This window comes from Allosphingosinicella sp., from assembly GCF_036387615.1.
Classification (GTDB): Bacteria; Pseudomonadota; Alphaproteobacteria; order Sphingomonadales; family Sphingomonadaceae; genus Allosphingosinicella.
In genome coordinates this window covers 18,642-41,668 of record NZ_DASVTH010000056.1, presented here as the reverse complement: position 1 = coordinate 41,668, position 23,027 = coordinate 18,642, and the positions used below count along the sequence as shown (strand labels likewise).

Sequence of the window (23,027 nt, the reverse complement as noted above, 5' to 3'; positions counted from 1 at the left end):
GCGATGAGCCACAAGATCCTGATCGTCGACGATGATCCGCACATCCGCCAGGTGCTGAGCTTCGCGCTCGGCAAGGCGGGCATGGAGACCAGCGAGGCCGGCGACGGCGAGGCGGCGCTGGCTGCGGTCGGCGCGCGGCGGCCGGACCTCGTCGTGCTCGACATCAACATGCCGCGGCTGGATGGGCTCGAAGTGTGCCGTCGGCTGCGCGCTGCCGGCGACCTGCCGATCCTGTTCCTGTCCTCGCGAGATGACGAAGTCGACCGGGTCGTGGGGCTGGAACTGGGCGGCGACGATTATGTCGTGAAACCCTTCTCCCCGCGCGAAGTGGTGGCCCGCGTCAGCGCGATCCTGAAGCGCGGCGGGCGAGCGCTGGAGAGCGCGGGGTCGTCCAAGCCGGTCAGTCATGGCCGGCTCCGGCTCGATCCGGAAAGCTGGGAGGCGAGCTGGGAAGGCGCGCCCGTGCCGGTGACCGTAACCGAGTTCCAGCTGCTGCTTCTTCTCGCCAGCATGCCAAGCCGGGTCTTCACCCGCGACCTCATCATCGATCGACTTCACGGCCCCGGCTTCGCGATCACCGATCGCACCATCGACAGCCATATCCGCAACCTGCGCGCCAAGTTCGCAGCTCTTGGCGCGACCGACCTCATCGAGACGCGCCCGGGCATCGGCTACCGCATCGGGGCGTGCGTCGGGGGGTGATCCGCCCGTTCAAGAATCTGGTTAAACGCCACTGGCCGGCGCTGCGGCTGCGCGCGATCCTGTTCGCCACCCTGCTCTTCGTGGCGGCTTTACCGGGCGTCGCGGCGCTGTTCCTGCGCGTCTACGAGAACACGCTCGTTCAGCAGACCGAGGCGGAGCTGATCGCGCAAGGCGCGGTGCTGAGCAGCGCCTATCGCGAGCTCTACGCGGCGGGGCGTCCGCTCCCCCCCCAGATCGGCGAGCTCAAGCCCGAGCGGCCCACGATCGACCTTCGCACCATGCCGACACTGCCGGTGCAGCCCGATCCGATCCGCCCGGCAGCGCCGCTCGATCGGCAGGCGCTTCGAGCGGGGCAACGGCTGCAGCCGATCATCAACGACGCGGGCCGCGTTACGCTCGCCGCCATTCGCTTGCTCGACCGGCGCGGCTGCGTCGTTCTCGGTCGTGAAGATTTCGGCCTTTGTTACACGCAGCTGCCCGAGGTCCAGGGTGCGCTCCGCGGGACAACGCAGACCGTGCTTCGGCGCCGCGGCGACTACCAGCCGCGCTACGCGCTCGAATGGCTGAGCCGCGCGTCCGAGATTCGAGTGCACCATGCGCGGCCGGTTCTGATCGGGCCCGAGGTGACGGGCGTTGTGCTCCTCTCCCGCTCGCCCCGCGGGCTGTTCCTCGGCATCTATCAGGACCGCGGAAAGATCGCGCTGGGCACCGGCGTGATATTCCTGATCCTGCTGTTCCTGGCGGGGCTGCTTTCGCGAGGCGTGTCGCGGCCGATCGAGGCGCTGAGCGAAGCGACCGAGCATGTCGCGCGCGGCCGGGTCATCATCCCCGAGCCGCCCGTCACCGCCGCGATCGAGATCCGCGCCCTCTATGAGAATTTTGCCGAAATGGCCGAGCGGATCGAGCGACGCTCGCGCTATCTCAAGGACTTCGCGGCGGCGGTCAGCCACGAGTTCAAGACCCCGATCGCCGGCATCCGCGGCGCGCTCGAGCTGCTCGCCGATCATGGCGCGGAGATGAGCACGGACGAGCGGGCTCGCTTCATCGCCAACGCCATGGCGGATGCAGACCGGCTGTCGCACCTCCTCCAGCGGCTGCTTCAGCAGGCCCGTGCCGACATGAGCGTCGCCGCCGAGCATGCGCGGGCGGAGCTCGCCGGACCGGTGGCCGGGGTGGCGGACGCCCATCGCGGGCCGAGGCTCGGCATCGTCGTCGATCTCCCGCCCGACCTTCCGCCCGTCGCTGCTCCCGCCGAGCTGATCGAGGCGGTGCTCGACACGCTCGTCGAGAACAGCCAGCAGGCCGGGGCAGGCGAAGTGACCATCGTCGCGCGGCGGAGGGGAGCGCGCGTTCTGCTGGATGTCGCCGACGATGGTCCCGGCGTTCCTGCGGGCGATCACGAGCGCATCTTCGAGCCCTTCCACACCAGCCGCCGCGTGCAGGGCGGATCCGGCCTGGGGCTGTCCATCGCTCGTTCCTTGCTCGCTTCGGCTGGAGCCACCATCGAGAGCCGCTCGGCAGACCGTGGCGCCTTATTCCGGATCGGGCTGCCGATCGCCGCCTGATGTCCGGTCGGGGAGCAAGGCCCGCTCGATCAGCGCGATATGGACGTCCGCATAACGCTCGACATCGATCGGGTCGTGCGCGTCGAACAGGTGAGTGAAGATCGCGGCGATGATGGTGGGCGCCATCAGGATCTGGGGAAACTCATCCAGTCCTTCCGCCCGGAATTCACCGCGCGCCTGCCCACGGCGAAGCACGGCCCGGATCAGGTCCATGCCCTTGGACAGGATTTCGCGATGGTAGAACTCGGTCAGCCAGGGGAAGCGCGGCCCTTCCGCGATAATCATGTGGAGCAGCCGCTTGCGGTCGGTGCCAACCATGTCGCGGTACATGACTCGCGCGATCATCCGCAGTTGATCGAACGCGGGCGTGGTCTCGTCCGCCTCGATGGCGCGAATCACCTGCTCGATCACCGGCACGACGTTGGCGCGCGCGACCGCCTCGAACAGCGCCTCCTTGGTCGGGAAATAGAGGTAGACGGTGCCCTTGGCGACACCGGCGCGCGCGGCGACATCCTCGATCCGCGTCGCGGCGAAGCCGTTGTCGACAAAGCACAATCGCGCCGCCTCGACGATCTCGGCCGGCCGCGCTTCCTTGCGTCTGCGCCGTTTGGGGCAACCTCCTAACAATCCTCTGTCCCGTGCTCGCCCGATCTGCTAGTGACCCGCTGGTCAGTAATTGCGTAGCATAGCGGAGGAGGCCCGGCCATGGGCTGGATTGCACTGCGAATGCTGACGGGAGACAAGGTCAAATATTATTGCCTGATCTTCGGCATCGCCTTTTCGACGCTGCTGATCGCCCAGCAGTCGACCCTGTTCGTGAACCTGATGCTGCGCGCTTCCGCTGCCATCTGGGAGGTTAGCGACGCCGACATCTGGGTGATGGATCCCAAGGCGCAGCAGATCGAGGGCACCTTGCCGCGCCCGTCCACCGATCTGTACCGGGTGCGGGGCGTGCCCGGCGTCGCGTGGGCGGTGCCGATGCTGCGCCAGGGGGCTGCGGTGCGAACTCCCGCCGGGCGGCTGGAGCAGGTGACGGTGATCGGCCTGGACGATTCCACCCTGATCGGGCTGCCGCGCCGGATCGTGCGCGGCAATATCGCCGACTTGTCCGCGCCCGATTCGATCTTCATCGACGAGGTCGGCTCCCGCAAGCTGTTTCCGGAGCTCGGCGGCGAGCTAGGGCAGGGCGCGACCAACGTGGTCGGGCAGGAGATCGAACTCAACGACAGGCGCGCCGTGGTGCGCGGCGTCGTCGATGCCAATCCGAGCTTCACCTCGGGCGTGCTGCTCTACACGCGCTACAGCCAGGCGCTGAATTACGTCCCCGGCACCCGCAACCGGCTGTCCTTCATACTCGCCAAGGCGGCTCCCGGGCAGGATGTCACCGCAATCGCCCGCCGGATCGAGCAAGTGACCGGGCTCAAAGCCCGCACCCAGCGGGAATTCGCTCTCGATTCAATCGGTTACGTCGCCGCCAATACCGGCATCCCGATCAACTTCGGACTGACGGTGATCCTCGGATTCGTTGTCGGTATCGCTATCGTGGGTCTGACCTTCAGCCTCTTCATCCGCGACAACATCAAGCAGTTCGGCGCTCTCAAAGCGATCGGCGTCACCAACGGCAAGATCCGCGGCATGGTGGCGCTGCAAGCGGGCTGGATCGGCTTCATAGGCTACGGCATCGGGATCGGCTTGGCCGCCGCCTTCATCTTCTTCGGCGGCTCGGGTTCCGACACGTTCAAGGGCTTCTACACGCCCTGGCAGGTGCTGGTCGGCGTGGGCGCCGCCGTGCTGCTGATGGTGTTCGCGACCGGCTTCCTGGCGCTTCGCAAGGTGCTGAAGACCGAGCCCGCCGAGGTCTTTCGCTGACGTGGCGAGCCCGGCAATCACCGTGCGCGGCGTGGTCAAGGACTTCGGCTCCGGCCAGACCGCCGTGCGCGCGCTGCACGGCATCGATGCACAAATACAACCCGGCGAGCTCACTTTCCTGGTCGGCGAGTCCGGATCGGGCAAGACCACGCTCATCTCGATCATCGCCGGCATCATGTATCCGAGCGATGGCAGCGTCTGCGTTTTCGGCACCGAGATCTACGATCTGTCCGAGAACAATCTGGTCAAGTTCCGGCTCGCCAATATCGGCTTCATTTTCCAGCAGTATAATCTCATCCCGACGCTTACCTCGGCGGAGAATGCAAGCGTGCCGCTGGTAGCTGCCGGGGTCTCCCGGGGCGAGGCGGTGGAGCGGGCGCGAGCGACGCTTGAGCGGCTCGGCATCGGCACGCTCGGCGAGCGCCTCCCGCGTCAGCTTTCCGGCGGGCAGCAGCAGCGTGTCGCCATTGCCCGCGCGCTCGTCCACAATCCGCGCCTCGTCGTCTGCGACGAGCCGACGGCGGCGCTCGATGCCGCCTCCGGCCGCAAGGTCATGGACCTGCTGCGCGGAGTCGCGCTCGACCAGGACCGCGCCGTCATCATCGTCACCCACGACAACCGCGTGTTCGACCTCGCCGATCGCATCCTCGACATGGAGGACGGCCGGATCGTGAAGGACGAGCGCCCGACCAAGCAGCCCTCCGACGGAGCCCCGCACTAATGGCCCTGAAGCTTCCCCGCCACATCCTCCCCTTTGCCGCGCTTGCTGCGCTCGGCGGGGCGGTGTTCGTCGTCGCGACCACCCAGCCCGACCGCACCGGCACTGTCCCGGCAAAAGCGCCGCCGGCCGCGCCGGCCGCCCAGCGGGCCGGAACCGTGTCGGGTGCTGGCGTCATCGAGCCGTCGAGCGAGCTGATCGAGATAGGCGTGCAGCGGCCCGGCGTGGTGACGCAGGTGGCGGTGCAGGTCGGCGACCGGGTGAGTAAGGGGCAGCTCTTGTTCGCGATCGATGCGCGCGAGGCGGAGCGGTCAGTGGGCGAGGCGCGGACCTCCGTTCAACTGGCGCGGGAGCGTGTGGAGGCCGCGCGGGTGGAGCTGGCGTCCGCGCAGCGCCTGCTCGATTTGGTCACATCGGTCGATGATCCGCGCGCCGTCGCGCGTCAGGAGATCATCGACCGGCGCGCCCAGCGCGATGCGGCGCGGGCTCGGCTGGAGGTTGCACGTGCGGAGGTGGCGCAAGGCCAGGCTCAACTCGCTTCGGCCCAGACCGGCGCCGGCCTGCTCGCCGTCCGCGCACCGCGCAGCGCGACCGTGCTGCAGGTCAACACGCGCGAGGGGCAATATGCAACGGCCGGGCCTGGGCCGGGCAACCAGGACCCGCTGATGGTGCTGGGCGAGACTGTGCCGCTGCACGTGCGCGTCGACATCGATGAGAGCGAGATCGGCCGTGCCCGGATCGGCGCACCGGCGGTGGTGAGCCCACGCGGTCAGGCAACACGCCGCGTGCAGGCGCGATATGTCCGGACCGAGCCGCTGGTCGTGCCCAAGCGATCGCTGACCAATTCGGGCAACGAGCGGGTCGACGTGCGCGTGCTCCAGCTCGTCTTTGCGCTGCCGGACGAAGCCCGCGGCTTCTTCGTCGGCCAGCAGGTGGACGCCTTCATCCCCGCCGAACAGCCGCAGCAAAGGGCCGCTCAGGCGGCAGCGAGACCGAAGCAGTGAGGGCGGCGCTGGCCGGCTTCGCGTTGCTGCTCGCCGGCTGCTCCACGGTGCAGCCGCGATCCCCAGCGGTGCAGGCGCTGCCGCCGGCCTTCTACGCCGCGCCCGCCAGCGGGCTGCCAGCGGCCGACTGGTGGCAGCGGCGGCTGCAGGACCCGGCGCTGAAGCGGCTGGTCGACGCGGCGCTGACGGGCGCGCCGGACCTCCAGGCTGCGCTGGCGCGGGTGGAGCAGGCGCGGGCCGGGCTCAGGGGCAGCCAGGCCGAGCGTGCGCCGGCACTGGAGGGCTCATCCAGCGTCACCTACAACCGCACCGCGACCGAGCAGTTCGGCTTCGACACTAGCGGAACGCCCGGCGGCGGTCAGGGGCCGCGGATCGACCGCGAGCGCGTGCTCTACCGGCTCGGCCTCGACGCCAGCTATGATTTCGACCTGTTCGGGCGGCTGCGCGCGGACGAGCGCGCCGCTCGGGCGCGGCTCGATGCGGCAGGGTTCGAGGCGGCCTCGGTGCGGCTGACCCTGGTGTCCGACGTCGCCCGCAACTTCGTGGCCGCGCGGGCGGCAAGCGCGCGGGAGCGGATCGCGGAGGAGAATGTCCGGTCGGCCCGGGACACGGTGGCGGTGACCGCAAGCCGGGTGCGGGCGGGCCTCGTCAGCGGCGTCGACCAGGCGCGGGCGGAAGGGCTGCTGGCCGAGACGGTGGCGACCCTGCCGCCGATCCAAGCGGAGCGCTCGGCCCGGATCGCGGCGCTGGCGACGCTCACCGGACTGGCGCCGGTCGAGATTGCGGGCCTGGTCGCAGCCGGGCCGAACCCGCCGCGCTTCGGCCGGCCCGCGGCCGGGCTGCCTTCCGATCTGCTGCTGCGCCGGCCGGATATTGCGGGAGCGCTCGCGCAGCTCGCGGCCGCTGACGCGGAGACGGCCTCAGCAATCGCCGCGCGCTATCCGCGCCTGACGATCACGGCGAGCCTCGGCCTGGTCGCGAGCGCGCTGGAACGGCTGTTCACGGGCGACGCGCTGAGCATCGTCGCGGGGCCGGGCCTAGCCGGGCCGCTACTCGACTTCGGACGCAATCGGGCACGCGTCGAGCAGGCCCGGGCTCGGGCGCAGGAGGCTGTCGCGGCCTATCGGGGCGCGGTGTTGCGGGCGTTCGGCGAGGTCGAGACCAATCTCGCGACGGCGGACGCGCGCGAGCGGCAGCGGATCGCGGTGGAGCGGCTGGTGGCGGCGAATGCCGACACGGCGCGGCTGGCGCGGACGCGGTACCGCGCGGGCCTGACCGACTTCCTGCCGGTGCTCGATGCGGACCGCACGCTCCTGCGCAGCCGGGACCAGCTCGCGGCGGTGGAGGCGGAGGCGGCGGATGCCGAGCTGGCGCTGTTTCGGGCGATTGGGGGCGATTACCGCTGATCGTGCTCCTGCGAAAGCAGGAGCCTAGGCTCAGGGCTGGGCTCCTGCCTCCGCAGGAGCACAAGCTTGCTTCATTTCCGCCACGAAAGCCTTGATGGCCGGGATTGGATTGGGCCCGGTCTCGATCAGCTTCACGATGGCCGAGCCCGAGATCACGCCCGCCGCCCCCGCGGAGAGCGCCGCGCGGACGTGATCGGGACGGGAAATGCCGAAGCCGAGCACGGGCGGGGGTGCGCCATATTCGGCGAGGCGGGCGAACAAGGCGTCGTGGCCGAGCTGCATCTCGGTCTCGGCGCCGGTCACGCCCGCGCGGGCGACGCAGTAAGTGTAGCCGCCGCCGAGTTCGGCGACGCGCTGCAGTGTCTCGGGCGGAGTGTTGGTGGCCGCGATGAGCACGGACGCGATCCCGTGGGCGCGGGCGGCTTTGACGAAAGGCTCCGCTTCGCGCGCGGGGACGTCGGCGACGAGCACGCTGTCGACTTCGGCTTCGGCGCAGCGGGCGTAGAATGCCTCCATGCCGCGGGCGAGGACGATGTTGGCGTAGGTGAGGACGCCGACGGGCACGTCCGGGTGCCGCTCGCGAAAGGCGCGGAGCAGGGCGAAGCAGTCGGCGGGGGTGACGCCCTGCGCCAAGGCGCGGACGGCGGCGGCCTGGATGGTGGGGCCGTCGGCGACTGGATCGGAGAAGGGGATGCCGACCTCCAGCATGTCCGCGCCGGCATCGACGAGTGCGTCGATAATGGCCGCGGATGTCGCCAGATCTGGGTCGCCGAGCATCACGAAAGCGCCGAACGCGCCCTGATTGCCCAGCCGGGCGAACATGCGAGCGTAGCGGTCGGTCATGCGGACGGGTTCAGCAGGGTCTGGGCTTGCGACACGTCCTTGTCGCCGCGGCCGGAGAGGTTGACCAACAGGATGGTGTCGCGGTCCGCCGCTTCGGCCATCTTGAGCGCGTGGGCGAGTGCATGAGCGGACTCGAACGCGCATAAAATCCCCTCGGAGCGGGCGAGGAGGGTGAAGGCGTCGAGCGCGTCCTGGTCGGTGCAGCCGACATATTCGGCGCGGCCGCTGTCCTTGAGGTGGGCGTGCTCGGGGCCGACGGCGGGATAGTCGAGGCCGGCCGAGACCGACCAGCTGTCGGAAATCTGCCCGTCGGCGTCCTGGAGCAGGTAGGTCTCCGCGCCGTGCAGCACGCCAGGGCGGCCGCGCAGCAGGGTCGCGCCATGCTCGACGCCGTCAAGGCCGCGTCCGGCAGCTTCGACGCCGATCAGGCGCACGCTTTCGTCTTCAACAAAGTCGGTGAACGCGCCCATCGCGTTGGAGCCGCCGCCGACGCAGGCGATCACCGCGTCGGGCAAGCGGCCCTCCACGTCGAGCATCTGGGCGCGTGCCTCCTTGCCGATCACGCGCTGATATTCGCGGACCATCAAAGGAAAGGGGTGCGGGCCGGCAACGGTGCCGAGCAGGTAATGCGTGTCGGCGAAGCTTGCGGTCCAGTCGCGCAGCGCCTCGTTGACCGCATCCTTGAGTCCGCGGCCGCCACTCTCCACCGGCACGACTTCCGCGCCCATCAGCTGCATGCGAAAGACGTTGAGCTGCTGCCGCTCGACATCATGCGCGCCCATGTAGATGCGCGTCGGCAGCTTGAAGAGGGCGCCGACGATGGCGGTTGCGACGCCATGCTGGCCGGCGCCGGTCTCGGCGATCAGCCGCGTCTTGCCCATCCGTTCGGCCAGCAGGGCCTGGCCGAGCACCTGGTTGGTCTTGTGGGCGCCGCCGTGGAGCAGGTCCTCGCGCTTCAAGTAGATGCGGGCGCGGTCATTGCCGAGGTTGCGGCAGAGCGTCAGTGGCGTCGGGCGGCCCGCATAGTTGGCGAGCAGGGCGGCGAGCTCGGCCTGGAAGTTCTCGTCTTCCTGCGCCGCCAGGAAGGCGGCTTCGAGTTCGACGAGGGCCGGCATCAGGATTTCGGGCACGTAGGTGCCGCCATAAGCGCCGAAGCGGCCGGTCATCAGCATGGCGTGAGACTCAACATCTGGTGTGGACCGTCCCGGAAAGTTCGAAAGGTTCGGCTTCCCAAGAGTAGAAAGAGTCCCGGCACGTAATCAGCATCTTGTGGTGCTTGGAATGGTTGGCGCAAGGCAGCGTGAAACGTATCGGCTTGCATTTGGAAGGCTCTAAGCGATTGGAGCGGCTGTAGGACAGCGGCATCAATCTGAACGGGGGCCGCATCAGGATTTCGGGCACATAGGTGCCGCTGTAAGCGCCGCAGCAGCCGGTCATCAGCATGGCGTCATCCCTCTCCCGTCATTCCCGCGAAAGCGGGATTCCCGCTGCCATCCTCCGACCGCTGGTAAGGAGAAGCGGGATCCCCGCATTCGCGGGGATGACGGCCGACGGGGCGAAGAGCTTGGAAGAAGGCGGCGAGCTTACCCTCATCCTTGCGGCCCGGTGCCATCTCGACGCCCGAGCCGACATCGAGGCCATAGGCGCCGACCTGCGCCGCGGCGCGGGCGTTCAAGGGGGCGAGGCCCCCGGCGAGGAAGCCGTTGGCGAGGTCGGCCCGATCGCGCAGGCGGGACCAATCGAAAGCCAGCCCGGTGCCGCCGGACTGGCCGGCGAGCGCGGTGTCGAACAGGGTGCGATCCGCTCCGGCGCGAGCGGGGGCGATCTCTCCGTCGACGGCAGCGGCGGCCCAGATTTCGGTCGCGGGCGGCAGCATCGGGCGCAGCGCGGTGATGTAGGCGGCATCCTCGCGGCCGTGAAGCTGGACGGCGTGGAGCCCGAGACGGCGCGCGGCCCCGGCCACCAACTCTTGCGGCTGGTTGCGAAAGACGCCGACCAGCGGCGTCTCGCCCGCACCGGCGGTGACGTGTTCGGCCTCAGCCAGCGTCAACGCGCGCGGCGTATTCGGGACCATGACGAGGCCGAGGAAGGCAGCGCCGCGATTGGCGGCGAGCTCGGCGTCGTGCGCGTCGGTGATGCCACACACCTTGACGCGTCCGAACGCCAGCGCGCGGGCGGCTTCGGCGGGGCGCTCGGCGCGCATCAGGGAAGAGCCGACCAGGAACGCGTCGGCGTGAGGCGCGAGTCGCTCCACGTCGGCACGGCTGGCGATGCCGGATTCGGCGACCACGAGCCGGTCCGCGGGGACAAGATGGGCGAGCCGCTCGGTGACGGCGAGATCGACCCTGAGGGTCTTGAGATCGCGATTGTTGATGCCGATCAGTGGTGCACCGAGCGCAACAGCGCGGCGAACCTCAGCTTCGTCATGCGCTTCGACCAGCACGTCCATGTTGAGGCGGCGGGCTTCGGCAATCACCTCCGCGGCGTCAGCGTCGTCCAGGACGGAGAGCATGACCAGCACCGCGTCCGCGCCGTGCGCCCTCGCTTCGGGAACCTGGCGGGGATCGATCACGAAATCCTTGGCCAGGATCGGGCCCTGATACTCCGCGCGAACCGCCTCGAGGTCTGCGTAGGAGCCGCCGAAATAGGGCGTGTCGACCAGCACGCTGATCGCATCCGCCGCGCCGCGATAAGCGCGGGCGATCCAGGCGGGATCCGCTTGCGCCCGCAACGCGCCTTCCGATGGAGAGACACGCTTGACCTCCATGATGAAGCGCGCGCCGGGCCGGGCGAGCGCGGCGCGAAGGCTGCGCCGCGTTGGCGCAGCGGGGGCGCGCAGCTCCTCTATTGACACGTCCGCCAGGCGCGCGGCGACATCGACCCGCTTGCGCGCGACGATCTCGCCAAGCACGCCGCCGGGGTCAGTCATTTGTCGCCTCGACGAACAGACGCAGGCGGCGATACGGCTCGCCCGACGCGATCACGTCCCTGGCCTGTGCAACGCCTTCGCGCAGCTCCGGGGCGAGCCGCGCCGCGAACAGGAGCGCGCCCGCGTTGAGCGCCACCGAGTCGACCTCGGCCGCTTGCCCGTGTCCCATGAGCAGCGCCTTCATCCGCTCGGCATTTTCCTCCGGACCGCCTCCCTTGAGGCTCGCCAGCGGTCTGCGCTGCAGTCCGGCATCCTCGGGGGCGATGGTCAGCGTCTCGAAACGGTCGCCGGAAATGCGCACGGCCCGAGTTTCGCCATGCAGCGCCATCTCGTCGATGCCGGAGCCGTGGACGACCAGCGCGTTTCGGACGCCCAGCGAAGCCAAGGTCCTCGCCACCGGCTCGAGGTGGCGTGCTTCGGCGACGCCCAGCAACTGCACTTCGGGCTCAGCCGGATTGAGGCACGGCCCGAGCAGGTTCATGATCGTCCTGACCTTGAGCGCGCGGCGCACCGGGCCGGCGTGACGAAGGCCCGGATGGTAAAGCGGCGCGAGCAGGAAGCAGATCCCGGTCTCATCAAGGGCGCGGCGGGAGACTTCCGCGCTGCAGTCGAGCCGGACGCCGAGCCGTTCGAGCACGTCCGCGGACCCGCAGGGCGAGGTCACCGAGCGGTTGCCGTGCTTGGCGACCGGAAGCCCCGCCGCCGCGGCGACGAACGCGACCGCGGTTGAAACGTTGATCAGCGACGATCCGTCGCCGCCGGTCCCGCAGGTATCGGCAAACAGGTAATTGGGTCGGGGAAAAGGGGCGTCGGCGGCGCGCAGGGATTTGGCGGCGCCGATCATCTCGTCGCTGGTCTCGCCCTTGAGGCGGAGCGCAATCAGCATGCCGGCGATTTGCGGTTCGGACAGGCGGCCGGCGACGAGTTCGCCGAACAGGATTTCGGACTCTTCGCGGCCGAGATGCTCGCCGCAGAAGAGCCGGGCGATGGCAGCGGCCGCTTCGGCTTCGAAGCTCGGTTCAGGAAGGGGGAGGCGGGCGAGATTGTCAATTCTTGGCATCGGGGCAGACCTTGATGAGAGCGCAATAAAAAACCCGCCGGCTGGCGGGTTCTTGGGTCGAGGAGCGATCAGAAGATCAGCGTCACCATCGATGCAAGCATGCCGCCGCGGGGGAGGAAGGCCGCCACCAACGCCATGCCTGCACGAGAGCGCGCGAGGTCGGCTGGGGTTTGGGGCGAGCGTCCATGTGTGAGCCAAGTCCCTGATTTGTGATTGGAGGTCAATCGCTGAATTGCGAGGGAGTTCCTTTTCAGCCCCTCTCCCTTTGACGGGAGAGGGTACGTAGCCTTGGCGACGAAGGAGCCTAGGCGGAGTTGGAGAGGGTGACACCTTTGGCGGTTGTCCTCGACCGGGGTCACTCTCTCCCAGCTTCGCCTAAGCTCGCCGAAGAGGCTCGCCAAGGCTGCGCAACCCTCTCCCATCAAGGGAGAGGGGCTGATTCATTGACTTTCGTCCGTTCTTCTGCCACATGCCGTCTAGCGAAGCGCCACTGCAGCGTGATCGAGCCTCATCGGCTCCGGCTCTGCTTCGTTGAACAAGGTTTCCCTTATCACGCGGGTCACCAGAACCCGCCGCGTTCGCCGCTATCATTGCGTGCGTTCGCCGCACATTTGTGAGTTACACATGTCATTCGAACAACTCGGGCTATCGCAGCCCATCCTGCAGGCGCTTGCTCTGAAGGAATATTCGACCGCGACCCCCATCCAGACGCAGGCGATCCCGCTCGTGCTGCAGGGCCGCGATCTGCTCGGTATCGCGCAGACCGGCACCGGCAAGACGGCGGCGTTCATGCTGCCATCGATCGACCGGCTGACCAAATCGGACAAGCGTCCAAGCCCACGCACCTGCCGGATGCTGGTGCTGGCGCCGACGCGCGAGCTGGCCAGCCAGATCGCGGAAAGCGCGCGCGGCTACAGCCGGTTCAGCCACCTGTCGGTGGCGACCGTGTTCGGCGGTACCTCGCTGCACAAGAACAAGCAGGACGTGCAGCGCGGCGTCGACGTGCTGGTGGCGACGCCGGGGCGCCTGATCGACCTGATCGAGCAGGGTGCGCTTAGCCTCCGCGCGGTCGAGATCCTGGTGCTGGACGAGGCCGACCAGATGATGGACCTGGGCTTCATCCATGCGCTCAAGGCGATCGTGAAGATGCTTCCGGCCAAGCGCCAGACCCTGTTCTTCTCGGCGACCATGCCCAAGGCGATCCGCGAGCTGGCCGACAAGTTCCTGACCGATCCGGTCCAGGTGTCGGTGGCGCCGTCCTCGACCACCGTCGAGCGGGTGGATCAATATGTCACCTTCGTCCAGCAGGCTGAAAAGCAGGCTCTTCTCACCATGATGCTGCGCGCCGGTTTCTCCGAAAAGGGCAACATGGACCGGGTGCTGATCTTCACCCGGACCAAGCATGGCGCGGACCGGGTGGTGAAGCTGCTCGCCGGCAATGCGATTCCGGCGAACGCCATCCACGGCAACAAGAGCCAGCCGCAGCGCGAGCGCGCGCTGGCTGAGTTCAAGGCGGGCAAGGTCAAGATCCTGATCGCGACCGACATCGCCGCGCGCGGGATCGACGTGTCGGGTGTTTCCCACGTGGTGAACTTCGAGCTGCCGAACGTGCCGGAGCAATATGTCCACCGGATCGGCCGCACCGCGCGCGCCGGAGCGGCGGGCGTGGCGATCGCCTATTGCGCGGAGGATGAGCGCGCGTACCTCAAGGGAATCGAGAAGGTCACCAAGCAGAAGATCGAGGTGGTGCCGCTGCCGGAGAATTTCATCAGCGAGGCCAACCGGATCAAGTCGACCCGGACCGGGCCGGCTGTGGTGGAGCGGGCCGAGCGCTCGCCCGAGGATCGCAACCGGGTCAGCCGGCCGCGCAGCCGCAAGCCGAATTTCGGCGCGGCCGGCGCGCCCAAGACCAACCGGGCGCGGCGGCGGGCAAGCGGGCGGTAACGCGCCGTTGCTGGGAGCAGGCCGCTGCGCGTCCGCGGATTGAGCCGGCTTACTTCATCTTAATTGCGATCCGTTACCGGGGATCGCATGCTTTCCCGGCCCCTGTCCGTCCTGATCGGGATGCTTGTCGCCGGCCCGGCCTTCGCCGCCGAGCCGGTGACCCTGTCGCTCGATCTGGGCGTGGTCAGCGACTACAGGTTCCGGGGCGTCAGCTACTCGGGCAAGGATCCCGCCGTGCAAGGCGAGATTTCCGCCGAGCATAGCTCCGGCGCCCACGCCGGGCTGTGGGCTTCGACCATCAGCGAGACGGCGGGCGGCGCCCATCTGGAGCTGGACCTGGAGGCCGGCTGGTTGTTCGAGGCCAGCGAGGCTCTCTCGCTCGATCTCGGGGCAACCTACTATCTGTATCCCGGCGACAGCGCGGCCAATTACGCGGAGCCGGCGCTCACCGCCTTTCACAAGTTCGGCTCCGCGACCGCCCGGTTGGGGCTGACCTACATCCCCAAGCAGGGCGCGACCCGCGATGCAACTGGGCGCAAGCGTGACAATCACTACGCGTTTCTCGGGCTGGAGCTGCCGCTGAAAGGAACGCCCGTCACGCTCGCCGGGCAGATCGGCTATGAGCGGGGCGCGTTCGATCTTTCGCCGCGCGGCGGCAAGTGGGACTGGCAACTGGGCGGCGCCGTTGAGGTGAAGGGGATCAGTCTCGGCCTCTCTTACGTCGACGCTGCGGTGCGCGGGGAGGGCGAGGAGAATGCGACCGATCCGACGGTGGTCGGCTCGCTGCTGTTCGGCTTCTAGCGGGCCTTCGTCCGGGCCTCCCGAAGCAAACCGGCGGCCCGCTCCCCCGTCCAATCCGCCATGCCCGTCATACGCCACACCTCCCGGCCCTCGGCATCGTAGAGGATGGTGGTCGGCAGCGTGTCGACCTTGAGTTCGGTCATCAGCGACAGTCCTGGATCGATATAGGGCTGGAGCTTGGCGAAACGGCGCTGCGCGAAGAACGCGTCGACCTTGTCGTGCCCGTTCAGGTCTTCGCTGACGGCAAGCACCTGCAACTCCTTGTCGCGCGCCGCGAGGGCATCCAGCGTCGGCATCTCCGCGATGCAGGGCGGGCACCATGTCGCCCACAGATTGACCAGCAGGGGGCGGCCACGCAGGTCGGCCAGCGTGATCGCCTCGCCCGCCGGATCCTCGAAGATGCTGCGGGGCGCCGGCGTGCCCGCGAAGGAACGGTCGAGGCGTCCGGTCTCGGCTTTGGCGCCTTCTGCTGCCGGCGGCCCTGGCGCCGGCGTCCCGCCGTTGTCGCAACCCGGGAGAACAAGCCCCAGCAGCAGGATCAGGAAGGGCCGCACTTCTCACTCCGGCTGTGGATGCGGTGCGATACTGACGCGGCTTTCCGTTCACAAGCGGCCTCGCTAAGGAGAGGGGATGATCCGGCTCCTGCCCACAGCGGCCCTGCTCCTCGCCCTCGCCGCTTGCGGGGGCCGCGAGCCTCTGCGCCCGGCCGCTGGCGAGCAGATGCCGCTCGCGCCGCAGCAAGCCGCGCGCGCGCCCACCACCGACGAGTTGCTGACGCCGCCGCCCACGCTTCGGCCCGATCGTGTCGATGAAGTGCTGCGCCGCTCGGAGGAACGGCAGGACGATCGTTTCGACCTGCCGCCGCCCTAACCCGTTTTCGGAGTTCGAATGAAACCCGTTCGCAAGGCAGTCTTTCCCGTTGCCGGCCTCGGCACGCGCTTCCTTCCCGCTACCAAGGCGATCCCGAAGGAGATGCTGACCGTCGTTGATCGTCCGCTCATCCAATATGCGGTGGACGAGGCGCGCGAGGCCGGGATCGAGCAGATGATCTTCGTGACAGGCCGCGGCAAAGGCGCGCTCGAGGATCATTTCGACATCTCCTACGAGCTCGAGGCGACCATGCGCGGTCGCGGCAAATCGCTCGAGCCGCTTGAGCCTACCCGTTTCCCGCCGGGCGCGATCGTCTCCGTCAGGCAGCAGGAGCCGCTCGGCCTCGGCCACGCCGTCTGGTGCGCGCGCGACATCGTCGGCGACGAGCCGTTCGCGGTGCTGCTTCCCGACGAGGTCATGGTGGGCCAGCCGAACTGCCTCAGGCAGCTTGTTGACGTTTACGAGCGGATCGGCGGCAACGTGGTTGCGACGCTGGAGGTGCCTCCGGAAGAGACGCACCGCTACGGCGTCGTCGATCCCGGCAAGCGCGATGGTAATCTCACCGAGATTCGCGGGTTGGTCGAAAAGCCGGCCCAAGGCACCGCCCCGTCCAACCTGATGCTGCCGGGCCGCTACATCTTGCAGCCCGAAGTGATGCAGGTGCTGGACCGCAAGGAAAAAGGCGCGGGCGGGGAAATCCAGCTCACTGATGCGATGGCGCAGCTGATCGGCACCCAACCTTTCCACGGCGTCACCTTCGACGGGGCCCGGCACGATTGCGGTGAGAAGGTCGGCTTCGTCATCGCCAACCTTGCCCTGTCGCTGCAGCGGGAAGACATGGCGCCCGCCATTCGCGCTTATCTGGCCAATTTATAATGACCAGACCCGCTCATCCTGAGGAGCCGCTGAGCTTGTCGAAGCGGCGTCTCGAAGGACCGTCGGCGTGCTTCGAGACGGGTCTTCGGCAAGCTCAGCCCCTCCTCAGCATGAGCGGCTGGTGGCGGACGGATCAAGCCTGATGGAGTGCGGCCTTCTCGTCGGGGATGGTCCGTTTCGACAGCTTACCGTGCCGGAAGCGGAAGTTTACCGCGGGCCCGGCTTCCTGTGGCTTCACCTCCACGGCCGCGACGAGGACGACATCACTGTTCTGAAGCGGCAGGATCACATCCCCGACGTCGCCGCGCATGCTCTGCTCGCGACGGAAACACGGCCCCGCTGCGACCGCATCGACTTCGGCGCGATCGTCAATCTGCGCGGGCCGGGCGAACTCGACCCCGACGATTCCGACCGGCTCGTCTCGATCCGCCTGTGGGTGCACGAGAACCGCGTCACCTCCGTCAGCCGCCGGCGGATGAACGCGACCAAAGTCGTGATGGGGCAGGCGCGAGCGGGCAAGATCACCGATCCGGGCGACCTCGTCTCCGCCTATGCGCGCGCGATCAGCCTTGAGCTGGATCCGCAGGTCGCCGCGCTCGGGGACAGCCTCGACGACGTCGAGAGCGGTCTTGAGGACCTGAAAAGCATTTACAGGTACCGAACCTCGATCACGAAAGTGCGCAGCGAGGCGATCGCCTTCCGCCGGTTCGTCGCCCCCGATCGCGACGCATTGCTGACGCTGGCCGACTACGATTTCGAGTGGCTGAGCCAGGATGACCGTCTTCACATCCGCGAGGCCGCCGACAAGTTCGCCCGCATGGCCGAGGAGCTGGAAGCGGTGCGCGAACGCGCCGGTCTGCTCCACGAGCAGATCACCGATCTTCGCGCCGAGCAGCTCGATCAGCGCGGCCTCGAAATCTCGGTGATCGCCTTCATCTTCCTGCCGCTGACCTTCATCACCGGCCTGCTCGGCATGAACGTCGAGGGGATACCCTTCGCCAAGGAGCCCTGGGCGTTCTGGGGTGTGGTGGCCATCTGCATTGTGATCGGGGCGGCGGTCGCCATCTACTTCCTATGGCGACACTGGCTGCGCGACCCGAACTGAGTTGCTTCCTGTGCGAGCGTCCGCTCGGCCGCCGCGTCGAATGGCACCACCCGATCCCGAAGAGCCGCGGCGGACGCGAGACGGTGCCGGTGCACCCGATCTGCCACAGGGCGATCCACGCCGCGCTCGACAACAAGGCGCTGGAGCGCGGCTATCACACGCCGGAGGCGCTGAGGGCGCATCCCGAAGTGGGCAAGTTCGTCGCCTGGGTGAGCTCGAAGGAGCCGGACTTCCACGCGCCGACACGGCGGAAGCGATGATGGACGACGAACCCGCTCATCCTGAGGAGCCGCTGAGCGAAGTCGAAGCGGTGTCTCGAAGGACCGCACGGCACCCGTCCTTCGAGACGGGCCTTCGCCAAGCTCAGTCCCTCCTCAGGATGAGCGGCAAGGTGGACGTGGTCGCGAGCTAAGCGTCCAATTCCACATCCCAATACAGGTAATCCCGCCAGCTCTCGTGCAGGAAGTTGGGCGGGAAGCTGCGCCCATGTTCCTGCAACTGCCAGCTGGTCGGGCGATGCGGCCAACGCTGAAGGTGCATGTGCGCCCCCGCCGGCGTACGTCCGCCCTTCCTGAGGTTGCAGGGCGCGCAGGCGGTGGTCACATTCTCCCAGGTCGTCCGCCCGCCATGGGCGCGCGGGATGACGTGGTCGAAGGTGAGTTCGCGCGGGTCTCCGCAATATTGGCACTGGAAGCGGTCGCGCAGGAACAGGTTGAAGCGGGTGAAGGCCGGGTGTTCGGACGGCTTCACATATTGGCGCAGCGCGATCACGCTCGGGATCTGCATTGTCCGGGTCGGGCTGTGCACCTCGCGCGTATAATTGGCGATGATGTCGACGCGCTCCAGGAACACCGCCTTGACCGCCGTCTGCCAGGACCACAGGCTCAGCGGGTAATAGCTGAGCGGCGTATAATCCGCGTTCAAAACGAGAGCGGGGCAGCTGTCGGGATGTCGGATAAGGTCAGGATGGTACATGAACCGGCAAAGGCCTCCCGTTTCGCTGGAGAAAATCTCCCGAAACGCCGTTCCCGGACCTCTGTCGCACTCAGACTTCGCGGGAGAGGGACGTTTCCGGCCGCATCTCCTGTTCGCATCACGCTTGTTGCTGCCATGCGTGACAAGGCCATGACACCACAACCCCAGACCTGCGGTCAAGGGCGGTGTGCGTGAAAATTGTCACACGTTTCGCACCCTCGCCGACGGGCCGGCTGCATCTCGGACATGCTTATTCCGCCTTGCGCGCCCACCGCTTGGCGCGGGGGAGCGGCGGCGCCTTCCTGCTCCGGATCGAGGATATCGATCCGGGCCGCACGCGCGAAGAGCATGCCGCCGGGATCGAGGAGGACCTCGCCTGGCTCGGCATCGACTGGGACGGCCCGGTCGTCCGCCAGTCCGAACGCCTCCACCTCTATCGCGCTGCGCTCGAGCGGCTGAGGGAACGTGGTCTCGTCTATCCCTGCTTCTGCACCCGCTCCGGGATCGCGGCCGAGATCGCCCGCAGCGCCGCCGCCCCGCACGGCCCGGAGGGAGCTGTGTATCCCGGCACGTGCCGCCCGGCGCCTTCCGCTCCTAGTCATCCGGGCTTTCCCCGGCCTGACCCGGATTTGGTCCGGCCGCACGCATGGCGTCTCGATGTGCGGCGCGCGGTCGAGCTCGCCGGCACCCTCGCCTGGACCGACGCCACAGCCGGCGAAATCATCGCCCACCCCGAGCGTTTCGGCGACGTCGTGCTCGCCCGCAAGGACGCGCCGACCAGTTATCATCTCGCGGTCACGATCGACGACGCTGCCCAGGGCGTGACTGATGTGGTGCGCGGCCGTGACCTGTTCGCCGCGACCGACGTGCATCGCCTGCTCCAGGCGCTGCTCGGCCTCCCGGTGCCGCGCTACCACCATCACGAACTGCTCACCGCCCCGGACGGACGTCGCCTCGCCAAGCGCAGCGGCGCTCCGAGCCTGCTCGATCTTCGCCTCGCCGGTGCCGACCCTGAAAAGTTGCGCGATGAGCTGCTCGGGGAGCGGCTTCCGGCTGGTTATCTGACGGCCGCTTCCTAGATAGTCTCCATGCAGACAATCCTCATCATCCTGATCGCCGCAGCCGCGGCCGCGACCCTGTTCGTGCTGGTCAAGGGCGTGATCGGCATGGCGCAGGGCAAGGACGTCACTGGCGTGCGCAGCCAAGACCTGATGCGCAAGCGCGTCATGTTCCAGGCGCTGGCGATCGTACTGGTCGTCTTGCTGCTGGTCGTCGCCGGCGGCGGCGGAGCCTGACCTGGTCCGTCTGACCAAGATCTACACGCGCACCGGCGACGGCGGCGATACCGGCCTCGTCGATGGATCGCGCCTGTCCAAGGCGCACGCCCGGATGGCGGCGATTGGCGATGTCGACGAGGCGAACAGCGCGATCGGCCTGGCACTACTGCACGTCCAGGCGGACGAACCGCGCGCGATGCTGTCGCGCATCCAGAACGAGATGTTCGATCTCGGCGCCGATCTCGCCACGCCGGGCGAGGATTTCGCGCCGAGCGAGATGACGCTCCGCATCACCGGGCCCCAGGTCGAGCGGCTGGAGCGCGAGATCGACGCGATTAACGAGCATCTCGAGCCGCTGCGCAGCTTCATCCTGCCGGGCGGCAGTGGCGGCGCCGCGCACCTCCACCTTGCCCGCACCGTCGTGCGCCGCGCCGAGCGCATGGCCGTCGCCGCCGCGGCCGAGGTCCCGCTCAACCCGCAGGCGCTGGCTTACATCAACCGACTTTCGGATCACCTGTTCGTTCTCGCGAGGCTGGTGGCGAGGAGCGCGAATGGCGACATCCTTTGGCAGCCCGGCGCGACCCGCTAATCCTCCCCGTCCCGGGGGAGGATTTCTTTGCCCCTCGCCCCCGCTCCTGTAAGCTGAACCCATGGCGACCCTGATTAAGCAGAGGCACGACCGGCTCGGCGGTCGCTTCCGCGCCGTACGCGCGCTCAGCCGGGCGATCGCCGCTCCGCTCTCGGACGCGGACGCGACCATCCAGCCGCACCCTGACGCCTCGCCGGCCAAATGGCACCTCGCCCACACCAGCTGGTTCTTCGAAACCTTCGTTTTGCGCGATCACCTGCCCGGCTACCGCGCCTTCGATCCGGCTTACGCCTACCTCTTCAACAGCTATTACGATGGCGAGGGCGCGCGTCAGCCGCGCGACCGGCGCGGCATGCTGAGCCGCCCGGCTCTTACTGACATCTACGCCTATCGCGACCATGTCGACCGCGCGCTCGAGGACGCCCTCGCCGTGCTGCCCCAGGCCGCGCGCGAACTGGTCGAACTCGGCCTCCAGCACGAGCAGCAGCATCAGGAGTTGATGCTGATGGATCTGCTCGCCGCCTTTGCCGAGAATCCGCTCGCGCCGGTGCTGTGGTCGGGAGCGCCCGAAACAGCCGGCGCGCCCGCCACCACGATCGGCGGCATCGCCGGCCGCGCCGGCATCGTGGAGATCGGGCATGATGGCGACGGCTTCGCCTTCGATTGCGAGGGCCCGCGCCATCCCGTCCTGATCCGCGCCCACGAGCTTGCCGACCGGCTGGTGACCAATGGCGAATGGCTGCGCTTCATCGAAGAAGGCGGCTACACTCGCCCCGAGCATTGGCTGGCTGACGGCTGGACCTGGGTGCGGGCCGAGCGCATCGAAGCGCCGCTCTACTGGCGCAGGGACGGCGATGCCTGGTTTCGCTTCGGGCTGGACGGCCTCCACCCGGTCGCGCTCGCCGAGCCGGTCTGCCACATCAGCTATTACGAGGCGGACGCGTTCGCACGCTGGGCCGGCGCGCGGCTGCCGGCCGAAGCCGAATGGGAAGTCGCGGCTGCCGGGCTCGATCCCGACACGGGCAACCAGCTCGACGGGGCCGGCCCGGTTCGCCCGAAGCCCGCGATCGAGGCGGACCGAGCGCGCCAGATGTTTGGGGACGTCTGGGAATGGACGGCGAGCCCGTTCACCGCTTACCCCGGCTACAAACCCGTCGAGGGCACGGTCGGCGAGTATAACGGCAAGTTCATGTGCGGGCAGTTCGTGCTGAAGGGCGGCTCCTGCGCCACGCCGCGGGGGCACGTCCGCGCGAGCTACCGCAACTTCTTCTACCCCCACCAGCGCTGGATGTTCGCCGGCCTGCGCCTGGCGCGCGATCTTTGATGCATGCGCCTCGCCAAAGCGCGGACCCGGCCTTCCGCGGCGACGTGCTGGCCGGGCTGAAAGCCCCGATCCCCGCCATTCCCGCCCGCTGGCTCTACGATCGGCGCGGGTCCGAGCTGTTCGAAGAGATCACACGGCTGCCGGAATATTACCCGACCCGCACTGAACGCGCGCTCCTGGAGGAGCATTCGGCCGATGTGGCGCGCATCGCCGGCATCGGGGATGCGGTGATCGAGTTCGGCTCGGGCTCCTCGACGAAGACTCCGCTTCTGCTCCGCGCGGTCGCTCCCTCGGCCTATGTGCCGATCGACATCTCGGGCGACTTCCTGCGCGACAGCGCAGCGGGCCTCCAAGCCGAGTTCCCCGATCTCTCCATCCACCCTGTCGAAGCCGATTTCATGCGGCCGATACGATTGCCCGCGGCGGTCGAAGGCCTCACCAAGCTCGGCTTCTTCCCCGGCTCCACGATCGGCAACCTGGTCCCGCGCACCGCGACCGACCTGTTGCGCGCGATGAAGGACACGCTCGGCGAGGGCTCCTGGCTGCTCATCGGCATGGACCGGACCAAGCCGGTGGACGTGCTGCTCGCCGCCTATGACGATGCGGCCGGCGTCACCGCAGCGTTCAACCTGAACCTTCTCCATCGCATCAACGCCGAGCTTGAGGCGGAGGTGCCGGTCGACGCCTTTCGCCACCGCGCGATCTGGAATGACCGCATGAGCCGGATGGAGATGCACCTCGAGGCCGTTCGCGATGTCGCCTTCCGGATCGAGGGCGAAAGCTTCACCTTCCGCGCCGGTCAGACGATCCACACGGAAAACAGCCACAAATACGGCTTGCGCGACTCCCGTCTCCTCCTGCGCGCCGCCGGTTGGGCGGTCTGCAAGGAATGGACCGACCCCGACGACTGGTTCGCACTCATCCTCGCCGAAGCCGAACCCCCGAGGTTCGCGCCCTGATCGGGCGTTCAGCCGCCGAAGCCCGGTTGTGTTGGAGGATGGCGGGGGACATCATAGGTTGGTGCCGATGCCGCAAAGCCGGGTTAGCTGACTGAGAAAGATCGTGCTATCCTCTCCCATCGTTGGCCTCACGCGGCGCTCCAGCGACTGGCTACTCCGTGCTCCCGCCGCCGCGGAGCTCGATATGCAAGGCCAGTCTCAGTCATCTCTG

The 23,027-nt window shown here is 68.2% G+C and carries 24 protein-coding genes; 17 read left to right on the top strand and 7 right to left on the bottom strand.

Going from position 1 to position 23,027, the window contains the following annotated elements; translation table 11 throughout:
- The first annotated feature begins 3 nt into the window (after positions 1 to 3).
- Together VF631_RS11555 and VF631_RS11550 are read left to right on the top strand one after the other, a co-directional pair.
- Positions 4 to 702, top strand: coding sequence for a response regulator transcription factor (locus VF631_RS11555; protein ID WP_431850460.1), 699 nt, complete (start codon positions 4 to 6; stop codon positions 700 to 702).
- A complete protein-coding gene (locus VF631_RS11550; protein WP_431850459.1) occupies positions 687 to 2,267 on the top strand; it encodes a HAMP domain-containing sensor histidine kinase in 1,581 nt (526 codons plus the stop codon). The genes VF631_RS11555 and VF631_RS11550 overlap by 16 nt, the downstream gene beginning before the upstream one ends.
- Here VF631_RS11550 and VF631_RS11545 read toward each other — a convergent pair.
- The gene (locus VF631_RS11545; protein WP_431850458.1) at positions 2,235 to 2,894 is read right to left on the bottom strand and encodes a TetR/AcrR family transcriptional regulator; all 660 of its coding nucleotides are present in this window, start codon (positions 2,892 to 2,894) and stop codon (positions 2,235 to 2,237) included. The genes VF631_RS11550 and VF631_RS11545 overlap by 33 nt on opposite strands.
- 78 nt (positions 2,895 to 2,972) lie before the next feature.
- Here VF631_RS11545 and VF631_RS11540 point away from each other — a divergent pair, with 78 nt between their 5' ends.
- The 4 genes from VF631_RS11540 to VF631_RS11525 are packed head-to-tail and all read left to right on the top strand — an operon-like array spanning position 2,973 to position 7,264.
- The gene (locus VF631_RS11540) at positions 2,973 to 4,136 is read left to right on the top strand and encodes an ABC transporter permease (protein ID WP_431850457.1); all 1,164 of its coding nucleotides are present in this window, start codon (positions 2,973 to 2,975) and stop codon (positions 4,134 to 4,136) included.
- Between the two features lies 1 nt (position 4,137).
- On the top strand, positions 4,138 to 4,857 hold the full coding sequence (locus tag VF631_RS11535; RefSeq protein WP_431850456.1) for an ABC transporter ATP-binding protein: 720 nt from the start codon (positions 4,138 to 4,140) through the stop codon (positions 4,855 to 4,857).
- Complete coding sequence (locus VF631_RS11530; RefSeq protein WP_431850455.1) at positions 4,857 to 5,858, top strand: efflux RND transporter periplasmic adaptor subunit; 1,002 nt, start codon at positions 4,857 to 4,859, stop codon at positions 5,856 to 5,858. The genes VF631_RS11535 and VF631_RS11530 overlap by 1 nt, the downstream gene beginning before the upstream one ends.
- Positions 5,855 to 7,264, top strand: coding sequence for an efflux transporter outer membrane subunit (locus tag VF631_RS11525; RefSeq protein WP_431850454.1), 1,410 nt, complete (start codon positions 5,855 to 5,857; stop codon positions 7,262 to 7,264). Before VF631_RS11530 ends, VF631_RS11525 begins: the two co-directional genes overlap by 4 nt.
- A gap of 30 nt (positions 7,265 to 7,294) precedes the next feature.
- Here VF631_RS11525 and trpA read toward each other — a convergent pair whose 3' ends face one another.
- From trpA to trpD, 4 genes are all read right to left on the bottom strand, one after another.
- A complete protein-coding gene (trpA, locus tag VF631_RS11520; protein WP_431850453.1) occupies positions 7,295 to 8,107 on the bottom strand; it encodes a tryptophan synthase subunit alpha in 813 nt (270 codons plus the stop codon).
- Complete coding sequence (gene trpB / locus VF631_RS11515) at positions 8,104 to 9,273, bottom strand: tryptophan synthase subunit beta (RefSeq protein ID WP_431850452.1); 1,170 nt, start codon at positions 9,271 to 9,273, stop codon at positions 8,104 to 8,106. Before trpB ends, trpA begins: the two co-directional genes overlap by 4 nt.
- 281 nt (positions 9,274 to 9,554) lie before the next feature.
- On the bottom strand, positions 9,555 to 11,036 hold the full coding sequence (gene trpCF / locus VF631_RS11510) for a bifunctional indole-3-glycerol-phosphate synthase TrpC/phosphoribosylanthranilate isomerase TrpF (protein WP_431850451.1): 1,482 nt from the start codon (positions 11,034 to 11,036) through the stop codon (positions 9,555 to 9,557).
- On the bottom strand, positions 11,029 to 12,096 hold the full coding sequence (gene trpD, locus VF631_RS11505; protein WP_431850450.1) for an anthranilate phosphoribosyltransferase: 1,068 nt from the start codon (positions 12,094 to 12,096) through the stop codon (positions 11,029 to 11,031). Before trpD ends, trpCF begins: the two co-directional genes overlap by 8 nt.
- Positions 12,097 to 12,720: 624 nt before the next feature.
- On the opposite strand from trpD, the gene VF631_RS11500 reads away from it, so the two are divergent.
- Together VF631_RS11500 and VF631_RS11495 are read left to right on the top strand one after the other, a co-directional pair.
- Entirely contained in the window at positions 12,721 to 14,040 is a 1,320-nt protein-coding gene (locus tag VF631_RS11500) for a DEAD/DEAH box helicase (protein WP_431850449.1), read from the top strand.
- An 87-nt stretch (positions 14,041 to 14,127) separates the two neighbouring features.
- Positions 14,128 to 14,841 carry a TorF family putative porin gene (locus VF631_RS11495; RefSeq protein ID WP_431850448.1) on the top strand — a complete coding sequence of 238 codons (714 nt, stop codon included), beginning with the start codon at positions 14,128 to 14,130 and terminating at the stop codon, positions 14,839 to 14,841.
- On the opposite strand, the gene VF631_RS11490 is transcribed toward VF631_RS11495, so the two are convergent.
- Complete coding sequence (locus VF631_RS11490) at positions 14,838 to 15,395, bottom strand: TlpA family protein disulfide reductase (protein WP_431850447.1); 558 nt, start codon at positions 15,393 to 15,395, stop codon at positions 14,838 to 14,840. The genes VF631_RS11495 and VF631_RS11490 overlap by 4 nt on opposite strands.
- Before the next feature lie 76 nt (positions 15,396 to 15,471).
- On the opposite strand from VF631_RS11490, the gene VF631_RS11485 reads away from it, so the two are divergent.
- The 4 genes from VF631_RS11485 (at position 15,472) to VF631_RS11470 (ending at position 17,952) form a co-directional block, all read left to right on the top strand.
- On the top strand, positions 15,472 to 15,711 hold the full coding sequence (locus tag VF631_RS11485) for a hypothetical protein (RefSeq protein WP_431850446.1): 240 nt from the start codon (positions 15,472 to 15,474) through the stop codon (positions 15,709 to 15,711).
- An 18-nt stretch (positions 15,712 to 15,729) separates the two neighbouring features.
- Entirely contained in the window at positions 15,730 to 16,587 is an 858-nt protein-coding gene (galU, locus tag VF631_RS11480) for a UTP--glucose-1-phosphate uridylyltransferase GalU (RefSeq protein WP_431850445.1), read from the top strand.
- Between the two features lie 121 nt (positions 16,588 to 16,708).
- Complete coding sequence (locus VF631_RS11475; protein ID WP_431850444.1) at positions 16,709 to 17,692, top strand: zinc transporter ZntB; 984 nt, start codon at positions 16,709 to 16,711, stop codon at positions 17,690 to 17,692.
- A complete protein-coding gene (locus tag VF631_RS11470) occupies positions 17,662 to 17,952 on the top strand; it encodes an HNH endonuclease (RefSeq protein WP_431850443.1) in 291 nt (96 codons plus the stop codon). Before VF631_RS11475 ends, VF631_RS11470 begins: the two co-directional genes overlap by 31 nt.
- Before the next feature lie 148 nt (positions 17,953 to 18,100).
- Here VF631_RS11470 and VF631_RS11465 read toward each other — a convergent pair whose 3' ends face one another.
- Positions 18,101 to 18,667 carry an HNH endonuclease gene (locus VF631_RS11465; RefSeq protein ID WP_431850442.1) on the bottom strand — a complete coding sequence of 189 codons (567 nt, stop codon included), beginning with the start codon at positions 18,665 to 18,667 and terminating at the stop codon, positions 18,101 to 18,103.
- A 191-nt stretch (positions 18,668 to 18,858) separates the two neighbouring features.
- Between VF631_RS11465 and gluQRS the strand changes: the two genes are divergently transcribed.
- The 5 genes from gluQRS to egtD all read left to right on the top strand — a co-directional run bounded on the left by gluQRS (position 18,859) and on the right by egtD (position 22,816).
- Complete coding sequence (gluQRS, locus tag VF631_RS11460; RefSeq protein WP_431850441.1) at positions 18,859 to 19,746, top strand: tRNA glutamyl-Q(34) synthetase GluQRS; 888 nt, start codon at positions 18,859 to 18,861, stop codon at positions 19,744 to 19,746.
- 9 nt (positions 19,747 to 19,755) lie between these two features.
- Complete coding sequence (locus tag VF631_RS11455; RefSeq protein ID WP_431850440.1) at positions 19,756 to 19,962, top strand: HIG1 domain-containing protein; 207 nt, start codon at positions 19,756 to 19,758, stop codon at positions 19,960 to 19,962.
- Position 19,963: 1 nt separating this feature from the next.
- The gene (locus tag VF631_RS11450) at positions 19,964 to 20,533 is read left to right on the top strand and encodes a cob(I)yrinic acid a,c-diamide adenosyltransferase (RefSeq protein ID WP_431850505.1); all 570 of its coding nucleotides are present in this window, start codon (positions 19,964 to 19,966) and stop codon (positions 20,531 to 20,533) included.
- Positions 20,534 to 20,594: 61 nt separating this feature from the next.
- On the top strand, positions 20,595 to 21,857 hold the full coding sequence (gene egtB, locus VF631_RS11445; RefSeq protein ID WP_431850439.1) for an ergothioneine biosynthesis protein EgtB: 1,263 nt from the start codon (positions 20,595 to 20,597) through the stop codon (positions 21,855 to 21,857).
- Positions 21,857 to 22,816 (top strand): L-histidine N(alpha)-methyltransferase, encoded by a 960-nt coding sequence (gene egtD / locus VF631_RS11440; protein WP_431850438.1) that lies wholly within the window; start codon positions 21,857 to 21,859, stop codon positions 22,814 to 22,816. Before egtB ends, egtD begins: the two co-directional genes overlap by 1 nt.
- The last annotated feature ends 211 nt before the right edge of the window (positions 22,817 to 23,027 follow it).